Origin of the sequence: Janthinobacterium sp. MP5059B (assembly GCF_001758645.1) — a bacterium.
Classification (GTDB): domain Bacteria; phylum Pseudomonadota; class Gammaproteobacteria; order Burkholderiales; family Burkholderiaceae_D; genus Janthinobacterium; species Janthinobacterium lividum.
The window spans coordinates 910065-928673 of record NZ_LRHX01000016.1 but is presented as its reverse complement, the minus strand read 5'-3'; the positions used below and the strand labels follow the sequence as shown (position 1 = coordinate 928673).

At 63.2% G+C, this 18609-nt stretch carries 14 protein-coding genes; 6 read left to right on the top strand and 8 right to left on the bottom strand.

The window, feature by feature from the left end; translation table 11 throughout:
• The first annotated feature begins 103 nt into the window (after positions 1-103).
• Positions 104-1783: an AMP-binding protein gene (locus tag JAB1_RS21220; RefSeq protein WP_070281655.1), complete on the top strand. Its 1680-nt coding sequence runs from the start codon at positions 104-106 to the stop codon at positions 1781-1783.
• A 74-nt stretch (positions 1784-1857) separates the two neighbouring features.
• Here JAB1_RS21220 and JAB1_RS21215 read toward each other — a convergent pair whose 3' ends face one another.
• From JAB1_RS21215 to hutC, 8 genes are all read right to left on the bottom strand, one after another.
• Positions 1858-2838 (bottom strand): choice-of-anchor A family protein, encoded by a 981-nt coding sequence (locus tag JAB1_RS21215; protein ID WP_070281654.1) that lies wholly within the window; start codon positions 2836-2838, stop codon positions 1858-1860.
• Positions 2839-3036: 198 nt separating this feature from the next.
• Positions 3037-4761, bottom strand: a complete 1725-nt coding sequence (locus JAB1_RS21210; RefSeq protein WP_034780504.1) for a glycosyl transferase — start codon at positions 4759-4761, stop codon at positions 3037-3039.
• A 154-nt stretch (positions 4762-4915) separates the two neighbouring features.
• Positions 4916-5185, bottom strand: coding sequence for a type B 50S ribosomal protein L31 (locus tag JAB1_RS21205; RefSeq protein WP_034746247.1), 270 nt, complete (start codon positions 5183-5185; stop codon positions 4916-4918).
• A 278-nt stretch (positions 5186-5463) separates the two neighbouring features.
• On the bottom strand, positions 5464-6726 hold the full coding sequence (gene rho / locus JAB1_RS21200; protein WP_034746249.1) for a transcription termination factor Rho: 1263 nt from the start codon (positions 6724-6726) through the stop codon (positions 5464-5466).
• Positions 6727-6881: 155 nt separating this feature from the next.
• A complete protein-coding gene (trxA, locus tag JAB1_RS21195) occupies positions 6882-7208 on the bottom strand; it encodes a thioredoxin TrxA (RefSeq protein WP_034780502.1) in 327 nt (108 codons plus the stop codon).
• Between the two features lie 312 nt (positions 7209-7520).
• Positions 7521-7979: a response regulator gene (locus JAB1_RS21190; protein WP_070281875.1), complete on the bottom strand. Its 459-nt coding sequence runs from the start codon at positions 7977-7979 to the stop codon at positions 7521-7523.
• Between the two features lie 70 nt (positions 7980-8049).
• Positions 8050-11373, bottom strand: a complete 3324-nt coding sequence (locus tag JAB1_RS21185) for a PAS domain-containing hybrid sensor histidine kinase/response regulator (RefSeq protein WP_070281653.1) — start codon at positions 11371-11373, stop codon at positions 8050-8052.
• Positions 11374-11703: 330 nt separating this feature from the next.
• Complete coding sequence (gene hutC, locus JAB1_RS21180; RefSeq protein ID WP_070254615.1) at positions 11704-12423, bottom strand: histidine utilization repressor; 720 nt, start codon at positions 12421-12423, stop codon at positions 11704-11706.
• Positions 12424-12604: 181 nt separating this feature from the next.
• Between hutC and ada the strand changes: the two genes are divergently transcribed.
• From ada to JAB1_RS21155, 5 genes are all read left to right on the top strand, one after another.
• Positions 12605-13660 (top strand): bifunctional DNA-binding transcriptional regulator/O6-methylguanine-DNA methyltransferase Ada, encoded by a 1056-nt coding sequence (gene ada / locus JAB1_RS21175; RefSeq protein ID WP_070281652.1) that lies wholly within the window; start codon positions 12605-12607, stop codon positions 13658-13660.
• Positions 13657-14346 (top strand): 2OG-Fe(II) oxygenase, encoded by a 690-nt coding sequence (locus JAB1_RS21170; protein WP_070281651.1) that lies wholly within the window; start codon positions 13657-13659, stop codon positions 14344-14346. The genes ada and JAB1_RS21170 overlap by 4 nt, the downstream gene beginning before the upstream one ends.
• A gap of 75 nt (positions 14347-14421) precedes the next feature.
• Positions 14422-16080 carry a mechanosensitive ion channel domain-containing protein gene (locus JAB1_RS21165; RefSeq protein ID WP_070281650.1) on the top strand — a complete coding sequence of 553 codons (1659 nt, stop codon included), beginning with the start codon at positions 14422-14424 and terminating at the stop codon, positions 16078-16080.
• Between the two features lie 145 nt (positions 16081-16225).
• Entirely contained in the window at positions 16226-16858 is a 633-nt protein-coding gene (locus JAB1_RS21160; RefSeq protein ID WP_070281649.1) for a GNAT family N-acetyltransferase, read from the top strand.
• Between the two features lie 62 nt (positions 16859-16920).
• Positions 16921-18594 carry an amidohydrolase gene (locus tag JAB1_RS21155; RefSeq protein WP_083299880.1) on the top strand — a complete coding sequence of 558 codons (1674 nt, stop codon included), beginning with the start codon at positions 16921-16923 and terminating at the stop codon, positions 18592-18594.
• Positions 18595-18609 lie beyond the last annotated feature (15 nt).

Sequence of the window (18609 nt, the reverse complement as noted above, 5' to 3'; positions counted from 1 at the left end):
CACATTACAGCAAGCTGACGCAGGGCGGGGGCGGTTGCGGCTATAATTTTCTGCATCGAAGACGATAACAAGAGCGCGCCGCGCCACACACCCTGGAGACAGCATGCAAGCAATCAGTTATGTACACGGCGCCCACGAGACGCCGTTGATCGGCGAAACGATAGGCGCCTACCTGGACGGCATCGCCGCCCGCCATGGCCAGCAGGATGCCCTGATCGTGGCGCACCAGAACGTGCGCTGGACGTATCTGGAATTCCAGCAGCGCGTGCACCGCCTGGCCGCCGGCTTGCTGAAGCTGGGCTTGCAGCCGGGCGACCGGGTCGGCATCTGGTCGCAGAATTGCGCCGAATGGGTGCTGACCCAGTTTGCCACGGCGAAAGCCGGCTTGATCATGGTCAACATCAACCCCGCCTACCGGCGTTCGGAACTCGAATACGTGCTCGACAAGGTGCAATGCAGCGCGCTGATCCTGTCGCCCAGCTTCAAGTCCAGCGACTACCTGGCCATCGTGCAAGACGTGGTGCCGGAAATCGCCCGTTCGCGCGCCGGCGCCCTGGAGTCGCCGCGCCTGCCGCAATTGCGCCACGTGATCCGCCTGGGCACGGCCGCGACACCCGGAATGCACAACTTCGACGCCTTGATGGAGGGCATTGCCGACGCCGACCTGACGCACCTGGACGAAGTGAGCGCTACCTTGCAGTTTGACGATGCCGTGAACATTCAGTTCACGTCCGGCACCACGGGCGCGCCGAAGGGCGCCACCCTGACGCACCACAATATCCTCAACAACGGCTTTTTCATCGGCGAAGCCATGCGCCTGACGCAACAGGACCGCTTGTGCATTCCCGTGCCCCTGTACCACTGCTTCGGCATGGTGCTGGGCAACCTGGCCTGCGTCACGCATGGCGCGGCCATGGTGTTTCCCGGTGAAGGGTTCGATCCGAAAGCCGTGCTGGAAACCGTGCAGGCCGAGCGCTGCACGGGGCTGCATGGCGTGCCGACCATGTTCATCGCCATCCTCGACCATCCTGATTTCAAGCAATACGACCTGTCGAATTTGCGCACCGGCATCATGGCCGGTTCGCCGTGTCCGATGGAAGTCATGACGCGGGTCATCGAGCTGATGCACATGGCGGAAATCACGATTGCATATGGCATGACGGAAACGTCGCCCGTCAGTTTCCAGACGGCGATTGAGGACCCGCGCGAAATGCGCGTGTCGTCCATCGGCAGGGTTCACCCGCACCTGGAAGTGAAAATCATCGATGCGGAAGGGCGCATCGTGCCGCGCGGCGAAAAGGGCGAATTGCTCACGCGCGGCTATTCCGTGATGCAGGGCTACTGGGGCGACCCGGAAAAAACCAGTGAGGCCATCGATGCGGCGCGCTGGATGCACACGGGCGACCTGGCCGTGATCGACGACAACGGCTTTTGCAGCATCGTCGGCCGCTCGAAGGACATGGTCATCCGTGGCGGCGAAAACATCTATCCGCGCGAAGTCGAAGAATTCCTGTACCGCCACCCTAGCGTGCTCGACGTGCAATGCGTGGGCGTGCCGGACGCCAAGTATGGCGAAGAGTTGTGCGCCTGCATCATCCTGCGTCCGGGCACGCAGGCTACCAGCGAGGACATCCGCGCCTTTTGCGATGGGCAGATCGCCTATTACAAGATTCCCCGCTACGTGCGCTTCGTCGAGGAATTCCCCATGACGGTGACGGGCAAGATCCAGAAATACCTATTGCGCAAGCAGGTGGCGACGGATCTGGGGCTGAGCGCGGATTAAGTCTTTCGCCAGCCCATAAAAAAACACCGGGAAGCTCGCGCGGCCCGGTGTTTTTTATTGATTCAGCGTAAAGCTCAGGCCATCGCGGCTTGCGGTGCGCGCGCTGGCGTGCGGCGGCGTACAAAGGCGAGCAAGCCCAGGCCGGCCAGCAGCATGGCGTAGGTGCCTGGTTCCGGCACGGCCGACACGCTGACCGTGTTGAAGCCGGAGCCGTTCATCGACACGTGGCCGTAATTGATCGAGCTGACCGAATTGGCGACCAGGGTGCCGTTCATGCTGCCCGAACCGGAAAACGCGCTGTTCGGCGCCAGGATGCTGCCGTTGATGCCGACGTTGTTCAGGCTGGTGGTAGTGGCATTGGCGAAGTTCAGCAGCGTGCGGTCGGCGAAGCTGCCGAAATTGTCGAAGCCGCCGCTCAAGGTGATGTTGGTGGCCGTGCCGTTGATGATGATGCTGGCCGTGCTTTTCAGCGAGGACAGGTCCAGGGTCAGGTTATGCAGGTTCGACGCATCGATGTTGAAAATATTCACGTCGGCGTTGATGTCGCCCACCAGCTTGAAGCCATTGTTTTGCGAAAGCACGGTGCCGTTCGATTGCAGCTTGGCCACGTCGCCCGACAGGGTCGTCAGTTGTTGCTTGGTACCCGCGAAGTCCAGGGTGGAAGCGTTGCCTTTGCTGATGCTGCCGGTTGGGAACCATTGTGGCGCTGTCAAGGTGGCGTTGGGATTGCTGACGCCATACACGGCGGAACCACCGATGGTGCCCCAGCCCGTGTTCAGGTTGCCGCCAGCAACGATCGCGTTGGCCGCGCTGCCTGGCTTTTTGTTCGTGCCGACGTTGTAGTTGTCCAGATAGATATTGCCGCCGGCGGCGATGCTGCCACCGACGCTGGTGAAGCCGCTGGCGCCGCTGCTGCCGATGTTGCCGAAGATGAAGGCCGAGTAGCCATTGGCGACGCCGAGGTCAATCACGGTTGCCTGGGCCGAAGCGCTGAAAGAGAAGGCGAACAGGGCGGCGCTGATGAGCGGCAAGGTACGGGCAGTAAATAATTTCATGGACAATCTCATAGTGAATTGGGGGACGAATAGGGCGGGAAAGCAAGACACCGCCATCGCGCAGGCCATCATTATAATCTAAAAAACAATTCTAGTTCAATTTAGGTAATTAACTATATTTAAAAGCAACACTTTTCCTGGTGATAGTGATTGTTTTGCGGACATAAAAAAACCGGGGCTGGCCCGGTTTTTTGCTGCTTACCTGACGCGCTGGTACAGGCGGAAACGTTCAACGTCATCCGTGGGACGGCGCCCCTCCCACAGCTTGATCCAGTCCGCGCCATGGTGCTCGGGCAGTTGTTCCTTGCTGTCAGGCACCTTGATGCTGTCTTGCAACAGGAACACATCGCATTGCTGCTGCCCCACGCTGGCAAACGGCAAGTGGCCGAAGTAGGCGAACGAGGCGCGCTGTGCGGCGCCGACGTTGCTGTTGATGCACTTGCTGCCTGGCGGCAGGTGGACGGAAATCTGGTGCGCCACGCTGGCGTAGCTCTTGCTGTAGTTCAACGGCGGCAGGAACAAGGTCATGATCAGCACCCAGATCAGGATCAGGCCACCGGACGACAGGACCACGGCGCGCCACAGCACGGCCGGCTGGCGCGAGATGCGCCAGTGCACCAGCGCCACCCAGCCCGCGCTGGCGCAGGCGGCCACGAAAAAGGCCAGCAAGTCCAGTTCGGGCTTGAAGCCTGGCATGAGTTTCAGGGCATTATGCGACAGTTTCGGCGGCCAGCCCGTCAGGATGGCGAACCAGAACAGCCACAGCGCAAGGGCGCAAATGGTCAGCACCATCACGGAGAACCAGTCAATGGCGTTGATAGCGCCCCGTTTCATGGTCAGCAAGCCGAACGCGGCCATCACGGCCAGCGGCGGCAGCAGCGGCAGCAGCTGGCTCGGGTCGGGATCGGGATGGCACAGGCCCAGGATGGCCAGCATGGCGACAAAGGTCAGCGGCACGACGATGTGCAGCACGTGGTGCTGGCGGCGCCAGGCATACACGGCCCAGGCGGCGAACGGCCACGCAGGCCAGAAGAACCAGATGCCGACACGCAAGAAATACTGCAGGCTTTTCAGGCTCGGGGCGCTGAACTGGCGGCAATTCCATTCCATCCACGCGTGCAGCGGCGAGTGGCCATACGGTTGCAGCCATTCGCCCGGCAGCAGCCAGACGAGGGTCAGCGCGGCGCCGATCAGGATGGCCAGCGCCAGGTGGCGCACGCTGCGCAGCAGCGGCAGGCGCAGGAAGACGGTGCACAGCAGCAGGGCAATGCTCAGCGCTGCCGGCGTGATCCAGCCGCGCGCGAGGGTCAGGCCGCCCATCGCCAGGCCCAGCAGGGCCGCATTGCGCACGGATGGGCCTTCCATGTAGCGCACGGCGCGGTAGAGCAAATAGGCCATCAGGGACACGTACAGCGCTTCGGCCGTGATGTCGTGGCTGTGCTGCAGCAGTCCCAGGCAGCCCAGGTAGATGAGCACGGCCGCATCGGCCAGGGTGCGGCCGAAATCGTCCGGCTCGGGCTGGCCGCCGAAGGCCAGGCGCAGCGGCTGGGCATCGTTGCGGCGGCCCAGGTTGAAGGCGGTGTACCAGACGGACAGGGTGCTGACGACGAAGATGCCGATGGTCGACATGCGCGCGCCAAAGACGTCGCCGTCGATCCAGCCGAACAGCTTGATGAAGATGGCGCCCAGCCAGAAGGCCAGCGGGCCTTCGTCGGGCAGCGACAGGCCGGCCACGTTGGGCCACAGCCAGTCGTTCAGGCCGCCATGCGCCATGGTCCACATGATGCCGAAACTGGCGGCGTCATCGTTCTTCCACGGTTCGCGGCCGATCAGGCCAGGCAGGATGTACAGCAGGCCGAGCGCAAACAAGGCCCATCGTGGCAGCGCGAGTGTGGCAGCGGCGGGAAGGCGGACTGGCTTCATCGATAGTCGGTATCAGAAAAAAATGGCAAGACGCGACGAATGGCGTCGGGTATGCGCGAGTATAAAGTAAAGCGGCCAAAGACAAAAAAGGCAGCCGTGGCTGCCTTTTTCTTGGTAGCCGAAGCTGCCCTTTTTTGCCGCAGAGCGGCAAAAATTAGCCTGCTGCGACTGCGGTTTTCGAACCAACCGAACCGAACTTCTGACGGAACTTCTCGACGCGACCAGCGGTATCGACGATTTTGTGCTTGCCCGTGAAGAATGGGTGCGATTCAGCCGAAACCTCGATCTTCACCAGTGGGTATTCTTTACCGTCGTGGGTGATTTTTTCGCGGGTTTGGATGGTCGAGCGGGTAACGAATTTGAAATCGCACGACAGATCGTGGAAAACAACTTCGCGGTATTCTGGATGGGTATCGACTTTCATGGTCTTCTCTCTAGTTTGGTAGCCAAACAGCACTTCGTCGGTCGTCCAGCTTCTTGACCCGATTGCCGATCACTTGCCAGGGTTTAAAATAATGCAACCGTCGATTATATAGCGCTTTTCGGCCGCAGGCAATAAAAAAGCCGCTCAATGAGCGGCTTGCACCTAAGTGAGAGGCGAGATAAAACCGTAGCGAGCAGGTCACAGTTGCGATTGAGTAGCGGAACTGTACTTTAGTACAGTGAGCAACGGAGATCGAAAATGTGGCCGCGCAGTAGGTTTTAGCCGCCTCTACGCATCATGTCGAAGAACTCGGCGTTGTTCTTCGTGGCTTTCATCTTGTCGAGAATGAACTCCATCGCCTCGATCTCGTCCATCGAGTACAGCAACTTGCGCAAAATCCAGATTTTTTGCAGCTCGTTCGGCTTGATCAGCAGTTCTTCGCGGCGGGTACCCGATTTGTTCAGGTTGATTGCCGGGTAGACGCGTTTTTCGGCCAGACGGCGTTCCAGATGCACTTCCATGTTGCCGGTACCCTTGAATTCTTCAAAGATCACGTCATCCATGCGCGAGCCCGTTTCGATCAGCGCCGTGGCGATGATGGTCAGCGAGCCGCCTTCTTCGATATTGCGCGCGGCGCCGAAGAAGCGTTTTGGACGTTGCAGCGCATTCGCGTCGACACCACCGGTCAGCACCTTGCCCGAGGCAGGGATGACGGTGTTGTAGGCACGCGCCAGACGGGTGATCGAGTCGAGCAGGATGACCACGTCTTTTTTCATTTCGACCAGGCGCTTGGCTTTTTCCAGCACCATCTCGGCCACTTGCACGTGGCGCGTGGCTGGCTCGTCGAAGGTCGAGGCGACGACTTCGCCGCGGACCGAACGTTGCATTTCGGTAACTTCTTCCGGACGTTCGTCGATCAGCAGCACGATCAGGGTGATGTCCGGATGATTTGCCGTGATCGCATGGGCGATGTGCTGCAGAATCACGGATTTACCGGATTTCGGCGATGCCACCAGCAAGCCGCGCTGGCCTTTGCCGATCGGGGCGATCAGGTCGATGATGCGGCCGGTGATGTTTTCCTGGCCATTCATTTCACGTTCCAGGCGCAGCGGCTCGTTCGGGTGCAGCGGCGTCAGGTTTTCAAACAGGATGCGGTGTTTCGACATCTCCGGCGATTCGCCGTTGACCTTGTCGACTTTGACCAATGCGAAATAGCGTTCGCCATCTTTCGGGGTCCGTACCTCGCCTTCGATCGAATCGCCGGTGTGCAGATTGAAGCGGCGGATTTGCGAAGGGGAGATGTAAATGTCGTCGGTGGACGCCATGTAGCTGGCGTCGGGCGAGCGCAGGAAGCCGAAGCCGTCAGGCAGCACTTCCAGGGCGCCATCGCCAAAAATCTGTTCGCCGGACTTGGCGCGTTTTTTCAGGATAGCGAACATCAGCTCCTGTTTGCGCAAGCGGGCTGCGTTGTCAATGTCAAGACCGATCGCCATCTCAAGCAGGGCGGATACGTGTAGGGCCTTTAGTTCGGATAAATGCATATGTGTTGAGTGTCCCGAGACGGGATGTAAAGGTAGGGGAGGGGACTGCGTGGCGTTGATTAATTATTCGGGAAGGCTGTGCACGAATGAGGCAAAGCCGCTTCCCGGTGGTTCCAGTCAGGCGGCGCTGCGGGCGCAGCGCTGCCCATCATACATTAAATGTTGCTGTCGACGAAAGCGGTCAACTGGCCCTTGGCCATGGCGCCCACTTTTTGAGCAGCTGCAACACCATCCTTGAACAGGATCAGGGTCGGGATGCCGCGGATGCCGAATTTGGCAGGCACTGCCTGGTTGGCGTCCACGTCCATCTTGGCGATCTGGATGCGGCCGGCATATTCCTTGGCCACTTCTTCCAGGATAGGGGCGATGGCCTTGCAGGGACCGCACCATTCTGCCCAGAAGTCCACCAGTACTGGCAACTCGGATTTCAGGACGTCTGCTTCAAAAGATGCATCGCTAATGTGTTTGATATTTTCGCTCATATTTTCCTCAAATGAGGGTGGGATCAATAATGCCTGGAATTAACCATACGCTGGTTCGCCATCCATGCTTCCTGGAATGCAGTTAGAAGATGGGGACAATGGGCACGACTTCAATGTCTTGGAAGGTGCGACCAGAGGTATGCAGGCGGGGATGGCTGAAATAATAACCCATTTTTTCAAAGCGTGGCGATTATTGCAGAAAAACTTGAGGCATATCGCCAGCATATCCCTCCTGTGCGTGGCCGCAGGGCGGCAAAGCCGCATGCCTGCTGGCCTGCAGCGCCGTGCCTGCCCTCCCGGCCGGCCCCTCGATCAGGCTTGTACGTTGGCCAGACGCGCCGTGTGCTGCAGTTGCAAGTTCACCATGAGCTGCAATTCCGCGCTTTCCATCGGCTTGCGGAAGGTGCCCAGGATATGCAGGCCATTCGCCATGGCCAGGCGCTCGGCCGCCAGGCGTACGGCCGAATGCAGGCCCGACAGCAGGACCACGCCGCCGCGGAAGCCGTTTTCCGCCGCCATGCGCAAGAATTCGATGCCGTCGATGTCGGGCATGGACAGGTCGCAGATCAGCAGGTCGGGCTGGTGCTGCTTGAGGGTGGCCAGCGCCTGATCGCTGTGCGACTCGCAGCGGATGTCGAACTGGCCCATCTGCTCGAGCATGTCGCTGAGCACGTCGAGCATGAAAACGTCGTCGTCCAGCAGCAGCACGCGCAATGGCGCCAGGCCTGCTTCGTTGTGTTCCTGGCTTGTTTGGTTTGATACAGTGTTCATCGTCATGTCTTTCTGTTGATATGCATCGCTGTCGATGCCGATACCTTGCCGCAACCCAATTTGGCGATAGCTAATCTTCATTGGCAAAGCTGGTGTTATTCATGATTTGTTCGGTAATCTGTTCCAGCAGGGGCCACAGGCGCGTGACGATGCGCCGTGCCCGCTCTGCCTCGTCGGCCGGTTCGCCCGGCGCCAGGGTTTCCAGGTTGTGGCACAGTTCGGCCAGCCCCAGGGCGCCCACGGTGCGCGCCGACGACTTGATGCGGTGTCCCAGTTCGCGCACCTGCTGCACGTCGCCGCGCGCCAGGGCCGCATCGATGTCGCCAAAGCCATCCTGCGTGGTCTGCAGGAACTTGAAGGCGAACTTGCGCACCTTTTCCGGGTTGTAGCCCAGCAATTTGGCCAGGATGGACAGGTCGATCACTTGCGGGTCGCCGGCCAGGGTGGTCTTGAAGGCGGGCGCGGCGCGGCTGCGCGCCGGTGGCGGCGGCGTTTCGTGCGCCGGCAGCCAGCTGGCGATGGTCTGGTACATCATGGCCGGCTGGATGGGCTTGGAAATGAAATCGTCCATGCCCGCTTCCAGACAGCGCACGCGGTCTTCGCTGGTGGCCGTGGCCGTCATGGCCAGCACGCGCAGGTGCGCCAGCTGCGGGTCGGCGCGGATGTGGCGCGTTGCCTGCAAGCCATCCATCAGCGGCATCTGCACGTCCATCAGCACGCAGTCGAACTGCGTCTGGCGCAGCAGGTCGAGCGCCTCTTCGCCATTGTTGGCCAGGCAGACGGAGGCGCCCGCTTCCTCCAGCAATTCCAGCGCCACTTGCTGGTTGAACGTATTGTCTTCCACCAGCAGGATGCGCGCATGCTTGAGCGTGCGCATCACCAGGGCCGCGTCGGCGCTGGCGCGCATGGCGGCCGCCGTCTGCACCATGCTGTCAAGCATGGCGGGCGCGGCCTGATCGGAAATGCCCAGGTTGGCCGTGAACCAGAAGGTGCTGCCGGCGCCGGGACGGCTGTCGACGCCCACGTCGCCACCCATCAGCTGTGCCAGCTGCTTGCAGATGGCCAGGCCCAGGCCCGTGCCGCCATATTCGCGCGTGGTGGAGGTGTCGGCCTGCTGGAAGGACTGGAAGAGCTTGCTCATTTCATCCTGCGACAGGCCGATGCCGTGGTCGCACACTTCAAAGCGCACGAGGCAGTGTTTCGCGTCCGCCACCACCCTGCGCACTTTCACGGTAATGCTGCCCTGTTCGCTGAACTTGATGGCGTTATTGGCGTAGTTGATCAGCACCTGCCCCAGGCGCAGCGGGTCGCCCACCAGCACGGCGGGCAATTGCGGGTCGATCTCGAACAGCAGTTCCAGGTTCTTGCCAGCGGCGCGTGGCGCGACCACCGTCATCAGCGTTTGCACCACATGGTCGAAACTGAAGTTGACGCGCTCGATTTCCAGCTTGCCTGCCTCGATTTTCGAGATGTCGAGGATATCGTCGATGATGCCCAGCAAGTGTTCTCCGGCGAAGCGGATTTTTTCCAGGTAGTCGCGCTGGCGCGGTTCCAGGTCCGTCTTCAGGGCGAGATACGCCATGCCGATCACGCCATTCATCGGCGTGCGGATTTCATGGCTCATGTTGGCCAGGAATTGTCCCTTCGCCAGGCTCGCTTCTTCGGCCACCTGCTTGGCCTGGTCCAGCTGCTCCGTGCGCTGCGCCACGCGCTCTTCCAGATGTTCATTGAGTTCGCGCAAGGCGCTTTCGCTGCGCTTGTGATACGTGATGTCCGTCAGGCTGGCCACGACCATGCCCACCTTGCCGTATTCATCGCGGATTGCCTCGGTATTCACGGATAGCCACGACAGGCTGCCGTCGGGCTGCTGCACGCCCATCAGCACGTCGCGCATGGCCTCGCCTGTCGACAGGGTGATGTGCACGGGATGGCTGCGCTGGTCGAAGGCGGAACCGTCTTCGCGGATGGCTTGCCACAGGCTGTTGCCGGCCGGACTTGCCGCCAGCATGCGTTCGGCGGCGGCGTTGCTTTCCAATATGTGGCCGTGGCTGTCCTGCACCACCAGGCCATTTGTCACGGCGCCGAACACGGACGCCATGCGCTGGCTCGAGTTCGACAGCGCGATCGATGCCTGGCGCCGCTCCGTGATGTCGGTAATCATCGCCAGGGTGCCGCCCGGTTCGCCATTGTCCGACTGGATGCTGGTACTCGACAGCAAGCCCCACAGGCTGGACTGATCCTTGCGGAAGAAGCGGAAATCGACCTGGTCCGGCTGGCTGGCGAAGCTGCCGTGGCTGGCCAGGCGGCGCTGCATCAGCAACTGGCTGTCGCGGTCCATGAAGTCGAGCAGGGGACGGCCCAGCATTTCCTGCACCGTGTAGCCCAGCATGTGCGCCATCTTCGGGTTGACGAACGTGGTCTTGCCGTTCGCATCCGTCATCCAGATGCCTTCGGCGGCCGTCTGCACGATCAGGCGGTAGCGTTCCGAACTGGCGTGCAGCGCTTCCTCGGCGCGTTGCCGCTGCGTCATGTCGCGCAGCGAGACGATGGAAAACACTTGCCCGGCCATCCGCAGCGGCGACAGGCTGACCTTGGCGGGGAAGTGCGTGCCGTCGCGGCGGCGCGCCATCATCACCCGGCCCGGCAGGCTGTGCCTACCTTGCGGGTCGCCCACGGATTGGCTGGGCGTGCTTTCCGGTACCAATTGCTCCAGCGACATGCCCGTCAATTCGGCCAGCGGATAGCCGAAGCAGCGCGCGCCGATCTGGTTGGCATAGTGCACCTTGCCCTCGACGTCGGCCACCAGCATGGCTTCGGGCGCCGCTTCCAGCATCGAGCGCATGCGCGATTGCTCGTCCTGCTTGCGCTCGCTGATATCGCAGACGATGCCGCTGGCCTGCGTGGCGGCGCCATCCGAGGCGCGCGACAGGACGGCGCCGCGCGCCAGCAGCCAGCGCCAGTGGCCGTCGCTGTGACGCAAACGGAATTCGCAATTGAAGGTGCCGGGCGTCTGGCCGTCCAGATGCTGGCGAAAGGCCAGGCTCAGGCGCGCGCGGTCATCGCGGTGGACTTCGGCCAGCCAGTCGGCCAGTGCATGCTCGAGCTGGGCATGCTTGTCGCCCAGGACGTCCTGGTATTGGGGCGCGAATTGCAGACGGTCGGACTGGCGCCGCCAAGTCCAGCCTGCCATGGTGGCGCCGCGCAAGGCTTGCATGGCATCCTGTTCGGCCTGGGCATGCGCGGGCTGGGGCTGGCGGCGCAACTGCTGGCGCAAGCGCCAGGCTTGCCAGCAAGCCAGTCCCGCCAGGGCGGTGGCACTGGCGGCAGCATACGGCCACAGCAGTGCCGGCGCCATGCCGGGCGCCGCCGCCTGCACCGGCAGCGAAAGCGCCATGCCTGCCGCCAGCATCGTATGAGCGAGCCGGCGCAGCGCAGGGCGCCGAGGGCGTGGTGCGCTGAAACTCGTGTGGCTGCAATACGACAAATGCATCCCTTTCTGGGGCGTGATTGGACTAGGCTGGCAGTACATGAGGCGCGCTCAAATAAACGCCTGCGGCGCTTTCTGGCGGCAACTATAGCATCGAATATTTACTCGGAGTATTTAGTTTCAGAAACGGCCAAAACGGGATTTTTTTCACCCCGAAATGGCTGTTTTTTTCGCGATTTGGTGAGAATTCGTGAGAAAGTTGGCGCGAAATCGTGCTACTCAATCGAGGCGATAGCCTTAGCTAAAACTGCCGGCGAACTGATAGCGGTGTCCGGGATGCCACATGGTGGCGATCGAGGCGATCTTGCCGCCCGAGCGGGTCTGGCGGCGCAGCACCAGGCAAGGCTGTTTGGTGTCGATGGCCAGCATTTCGGCGATGTCGCGCGGCGCCGACAGCGCTTCGATGCTGTAGGTGGCGCCTTGCAGGGGTGCGGCGGCCATCAGGTATTCGTTCGGCGTGATGCTGGAAAAATCCTGCGTCATGTAGTCGGGCGCGCACTCGGGATTGACCCAGCGGTCTTCCACCTGGATCGGCACGCCGTTTTCAAAATGCACGATCAGCGAATGAAACAGCGGGTGTTCCGGCGGCAATCCAAATTGCTTGGCCAGCAGGTCGGACGCCTTGGTGCGTTCCAGCAATTGCAAGCTGCTGCGGTGGATATGTCCGCGCGCGCGCACTTCATCGGCGATACTCTTGATTTCCAACAAGGTCGCCTGGTACTTTTGCTGCGCCACATAGGTGCCGGATCCCTGGCGCCGCGTCAGCACCTGCTCGCTGGTCAGTTCGCGCACGGCGCGGTTGACCGTCATGCGCGAGACGCCGAATTGCTTCACCAGCGCTTGCTCGGAAGGAATCACGTCGCCTTCCTTCCAGCGTCCGGCGGCGATGCCGGCCAGCAGAAAATCCTTGATGCGCTGGAAAATGGGCGTATTTTCTTGTGTATTGTGGTCGTCCAATGCGGTTTCTCCGGGGCACGGGCAGGGCGCGCCGCCGGTTGGAGGCGCGATGGCCGATTTTAGCACCGAGCACGATGCCTGCCGCCAGCCTTTTTTTGAATTCAAAAGCAAGCGCCGGAGTGCGGCGCGCATGGGCGCTGGCTATGCTGGAGATTGACTATAGACTTGCACGGAGTTCGCCATGGAACACGCTTACCTGACTGACGATGAACGCTGGGATGCCCTGCAGCGGCGCGCGCCCGACGCCGATGGCGTCTTTTACTATTCGGTGCGCACGACGGGCGTGTATTGCCGGCCATCTTGCGCGGCGCGCCCTGCCTTGCGCCGCAACGTGGCTTTCCACGCCAGTTGCGAGCAGGCGGAGGCGGCCGGCTTTCGTCCCTGCCTGCGCTGCAAACCGAATCTGCCGCCGCTGGCCCAGCGCCAGGCGGCCATCGTGGCCGACATCTGCCGCCTGATCGACGCCAGCGACGAGCTGCCCGACCTGGACAGCCTTGCCAGGGCCGCCGGCATGAGCCGCTTTCACTTTCACCGCGTCTTCAAGGCGCACACGGGCATCACGCCGAAAGCATATGCGGCGGCGCGGCGCGGCGAGCGCCTGAAGGCCGGCTTGCAGGGCGCGGGCAATGTCACGGAAACGTTATACGCGGCCGGCTTCAATTCCAGCGGCCGCCTGTATGCCGCCACGCCAGGCTTGCTGGGCATGACGCCGGGCGCATTCCGCGCCGGCGGCAACGGCGCCGTGATCCGATTCGCCATCGGCGCCTGCTCGCTGGGCGCCATCCTCGTGGCCAGCACGGACAAGGGCATCTGCGCGATTTTGATCGATGACGACCCGGAAGTGCTGCTGCGCGACTTGCAGGACCGCTTTCCCCGCGCCGAGCTGCGCGGCGCCGAGCCCGAGTACGAGCTGACGGTGGCGCAAGTCGTCGGCCTGGTCGAAGCGCCGGGCCTGGGCCTGGACTTGCCGCTCGACGTGCGCGGCACGGTGTTCCAGCAGCGCGTGTGGCAAGCCTTGCGCGAAATTCCCGCCGGCAGCACGGTCAGCTATGCCGAGCTGGCGCGCCGCATCGGCGCCCCGCAAGGCGCGCGCGCCGTGGCCGGTGCCTGCGCCGCGAATGCCCTGGCCGTCGCCATCCCCTGCCACCGCGTGGTGCGCAACGATGGCGCGCTGTCCGGCTACCGCTGGGGCGTGGAGCGCAAGCAGGCGCTGCTCGAGCGCGAGGGTGAACGGTGAGGGCGCTGGACTGGCAGCAGATCGAGGATGAGCTGAATCAATACGGCTGTGCCGTCGTGCCGGCCCTGCTGGCCGCGGATGCCTGCGCGGCGCTGGCTGCCCAGTACGAAGAATCAGTGCATTTTCGCAGCAGGGTGGTGATGCAGCGCCATGGTTTTGGCCAGGGCGAGTACCAGTATTGGGCCTATCCGCTGCCGCAGCCGGTCGCCGAGCTGCGCGCTGCCTTGTATCCGCCGCTGGCGGCCATTGCCAACCGCTGGCACGCCAGCATGGGCATCGACAGCCGCTTTCCTGTGGCGCACGGAGATTTTCTCGCGCGCTGCCATGCGGCGGGACAAACCCGGCCTACGCCCTTGCTGCTGCGCTACCGCGAGGGCGATTACAATTGCCTGCACCAGGATCTGTATGGCGAGCACGTGTTTCCGCTGCAACTGGCCGTGCTGCTGTCGCGCCCGCACGAGGATTTCACGGGCGGCGAGTTCGTGCTGACGGAGCAGCGTCCGCGCATGCAGTCGCGTGCCGAAGTGGTGCCGTTGGCGCAGGGCGACGCCGTGCTCTTTCCTGTCGCGCAACGGCCCGTCAACGGCACGCGCGGCAGCTACCGCGTCAACATGCGCCACGGCGTGTCGCGCCTGCGTTCGGGCTTGCGCCACACCCTGGGCATCATTTTTCATGATGCGAGCTGAAGAGTAGCAGCGGCGCTTGAGTTTCCAGGATTACATGGCATGATGGCTGCTTCTTGTCACTCTTTCATTTCTGCCATGTCCGCGCTGCTCCGCCTGTTGTGCCTGTTGACCATTTTCCTGCTGCCCGCAGCCCATGCGGACGACGGCGTGCCGGCGCTCGTTGCGGAGGCCGCGTCCGTCGTGGCGCCGTCGCAGGCCGCGGCGGCCAGGACGGCGCCGCTGATGTTTGCCAACCGCAAGGTGTTTGTCTTCCGCGCCGCGCTGGCCGGCTATCCGCCCGATGAGCGGGCCATCGGCGCGCAGCGCCGGCTGGAAGGCGTGCTGGCCAAGAATGGCCCCTTGCAGACGAGCACGCGGATGATTCCCGAAGGCACGCAAGTGCTGCTCGATGGCGTGCAGCTGTTCGTCGTCGTGCCTGGCGACGTCAACCAGCTGGCCGGCGACACGACGGAAAGCGTGGCGAAAACGGCCGCCGGCGAGTTGAGCAAGGCCGTGCTCGATTACCGCGAACAGGGCAGCTGGCGCTACCTGTCGATCGCGGCCGCCGTGTGCGCGGCCGCCACCCTCGTGTTCTGGCTTGTGTGGATGGGCTTGACGCGCCTGTATCACTGGGCCAAGCGCCGCAGCGGCATCCTGCTCGCCTCGCGCCTGCGCGACGTGCGCCTGAAGAATGTGCGCGTGCTCGATGCCGAACACTACATCGCCTTCGCGTATCAGCTGCTGAGCGCCGTGCTGTGGGGCTTGCGCCTGATGGCCACGTATCTGTGGGCCGCCTTCGTGCTGGGCCGCCTGCCCTACACGCGTTCGTGGGGCGAAAGCCTGAGCGGCTATTTGTTCGACGTGGCCGCCGACGTCTTCCACGCCATCATCGGCGCCTTGCCGGGGCTGGTGCTGGTCTGCGTCATCTTCGCCATCGCGCGCCTGATCGCCGCCACGGCCGCCTCGCTGTTCAAGCGCGTGGAAAGCGGCGAATTGCAAATCGGCTGGCTGGACAAGGACACGGCCCTGCCGACGCGCCGCATCGCCAGCGTGGTGATCTGGCTGTTCGCGCTGGCCATGGCGTATCCGTATCTGCCCGGCTCGCACACGGCCGCCTTCCAGGGACTGTCCGTGCTGGTGGGCCTGATGGTGTCGATCGGCGCGTCGAGCATCGTGGGCCAGGGCGCCAGCGGCCTGATCCTGATGTACACGCGGGCCCTGCGCAAGGGAGAATATGTGCGCGTGGGCGACAGCGAAGGCACGGTGGTCGACGTGGGCATGTTCGAAACGCGGCTGCGCACGGGCCTCGGGGAAGAGGTGGCCTTGCCAAACGCCTGGGTGATGTCGCAAACGACAAAGAACTATTCGCGCGCCCAGCCAGGCGGCGGCTTCGTGCTCGACTCCACCGTCACCATCGGCTATGCCACGCCGTGGCGGCAAGTGCACGCCATGCTGGAACTGGCTGCCTCGCGCACGACGGAACTGTCGACCACGCCGAAACCGTACGTGATGCAGCTGGCCCTGCAAGATTACTACGTGCAATACCGCCTCGTCGCCTACGCCAGCGCCGAAGTCCCGCGCCAGCGCGCCGAAGTACTGAACCGCTTGCACCAGAACATCATCGACGTCTTCAACGAATTCGACGTGCAGATCACCTCGCCGCACTACATCGATGACCCGAAAGAGTCGCATGTGGTGCCGCCGGAGCAGTGGTTCAGGGCGCCGGCGCAAAAGCCGGAGGACGGGGCCAAATAAGGTCACGCGACATGCTGCCCGGCCATGGCGCGCTTCGCGTGAAAATGCCAGGGTATGCCCATGGCGCCCTGGTGGCATTGACCGGGCGCAAGGCCTGCGCGCTTGCGTTAAGATGCCGGGCGTTCAATGAGAAGAAAGAGTCACCATGTCCAGCCCGTCCAGAATCGCAGTTTCCCACGCCGAAGCTTCCCGCACCGCCCGCAGCCTGGCCGCCGCCCTGACCAGCGATCCGTTCTACCGCACCGTCACGGTAGCGTGCGGCGCCGATGAAACGGCGCGGCTGGCCATGCTGGAAGCCTACTTCGCGCTGGCGCTGGAAGAAGGCCGCCAGGCGGGGCGCGTCGATCTGGCGGATGACGCGGGCAATGGCGCCGCCATCTGGACGACGGATACGCCGGCAGCCCAGCGCCAGGCGGCGTATGCGCAGCGCGAAGCCGCCTTGCGCGCGCTGCTGGGGGAGCAGGGCTTCGCGCATTTCACGGCCATCGTCGCGAACATGGAGCACGCGCTGGCGCCGCACGGTTTGCAGGATGCCTGGTATCTGTCGATCGCCGGCATCGCCCCGGCCGCGCAAGGGCAGGGGCTGGGCGCGTCCGTGCTGGCGCCGGGACTGGCGGCCGTCGATGCTGCTGGCGCCGCGTGCTTCCTGGAGACCTACAACGAGCGCAGCCTGCCGTTCTATGCCCGCCTGGGCTTCGTGGCGGCGGGACGCTACGCGGAAGCCGTCACGGGCTGCGATTACTGGCTGATGGTACGAGCGCCCGCGCTGCCTGATTGACCATTTTGCCAATTTCTATACACTCGTCTTTTTGCTAACGACTAAACGACCTGGAGATGGAAATGCCGACCTTGCCACTGCGCCGCACCCTGCTCACGCTCGCCTGCCTGGGGGCCCTCGGCCACGCGCATGCCGATACCGTCATCGACAATGCCAACGGCTACACGCTCAACGCGAACGGCAAGGTGGTGCGTTTCACGGCGCTGGCGTTTGACGACGGGGGCAAGCTGCTCGCCGTCGGCAGCGCCGCGCAGGTGAAACGCAAGGCGGCCAAGGGCGCCATCCATGTCGACGTGCAGGGAAAAACCGTGCTGCCAGGCCTGATCGACGCGCATGGTCACGTGTTCGGCCTGGGGACGATCGCCAGCGGCGTGATGCTGTACGGTTCCTCCTCGCTGCCGGCCGCCGTGCAGGCCGTGGGCGACTTCGCCCGTGCACATCCGGAACGCAGCTGGGTCGTCGGCAATGGCTGGAATCAGGAAATCTGGAAGCTGGGGCGCTTTCCCACGGCAGCCGAACTCGATGCGGCGGAAAGCGCGCGGCCCGTTTGGCTGCGCAGGGTCGATGGCCACGCGGGCTGGGCCAACAGCCGCGCGCTGGCGCTGGCCGGCATCACGCGCGCCACACAAGATCCGGCGGGCGGCAAGATCGAGCGCGACGCGGACGGCAATGCCACCGGTGTGCTGGTCGACAGCGCCATGGACTTGATGGATGCCGTGCTGCCCAAGCCGGGCGACGTGGAAAACCGCGCCGCCCTCGATGGCGCGCTGGCGCAGCTGTCGCAAGCGGGCCTGACCAGCGTGCACGATGCGGGCATCGGCCAGATGCAGGACCGGCTGTTCCGCGATTACGCGGACCACGGCAAGCTGACGGTGCGCGTGTACGGCATGATCGCGGATACGACGGACGACTTCGACGCGCTGGCGAAAAACGGCCCCCTGAACAGCTATGCGCGCGACATGTACGCCTTGCGCGCCGTGAAACTGCTGTCCGACGGTGCCCTGGGCAGCCGCGGCGCGGCCTTGCTGGCGCCGTACAGCGACGATCCTGCTACCAGCGGCCTGCTGTTCTACCCTGACGCTGCCATGCGCGCGAAGATGGGAAAAGCCATGCGCGCCGGCTACCAGGTCAATGTGCACGCCATCGGCGACGCGGGTAATCACCAGATCCTCGACGGCTACCAGGCCTTGACCGCGCAATACCGCAGCGTGGGCCTGCGCCACCGCATGGAGCACGCGCAGGTGGTGCAGTTGTCCGACATCCCCCGTTTCAAGGCGCTGGGCATCGTGCCGTCGATGCAGCCGACGCACGCCACCTCGGACCAGAACATGGCGGAGCAGCGCGTGGGTCACGAGCGCATCAAGGGCGCGTATGCGTGGCGCACCTTCCTCAAGCAGGGCTCGCGCATCGCCTGCGGTTCCGATTTTCCCATCGAGTCGCCCAACCCGTTCGAGGGCATCCACGCTGCCGTGACGCGGCAGAATAGCGAAGGCTTCCCTGCCGGTGGCTGGTACCCGCAGCAAGCCATGACGGTGACGGAAGCGCTGCGCTGCTTCACCCTCGACGCGGCTTGGGCGGCGCACCAGGAAAAGGTCATCGGCACCCTGGAAGCGGGAAAGTGGGCGGACTTCGTCGTCGTCGACCAGGACCTGTTCAAGGTCGAACCCAAGGCCATCGGCAAGACGCAGGTGCTGCAAACGTGGGTGGCGGGCAAGCGCGTGTTCGAGAAAAAATAGCGACTTTGGGCCTGC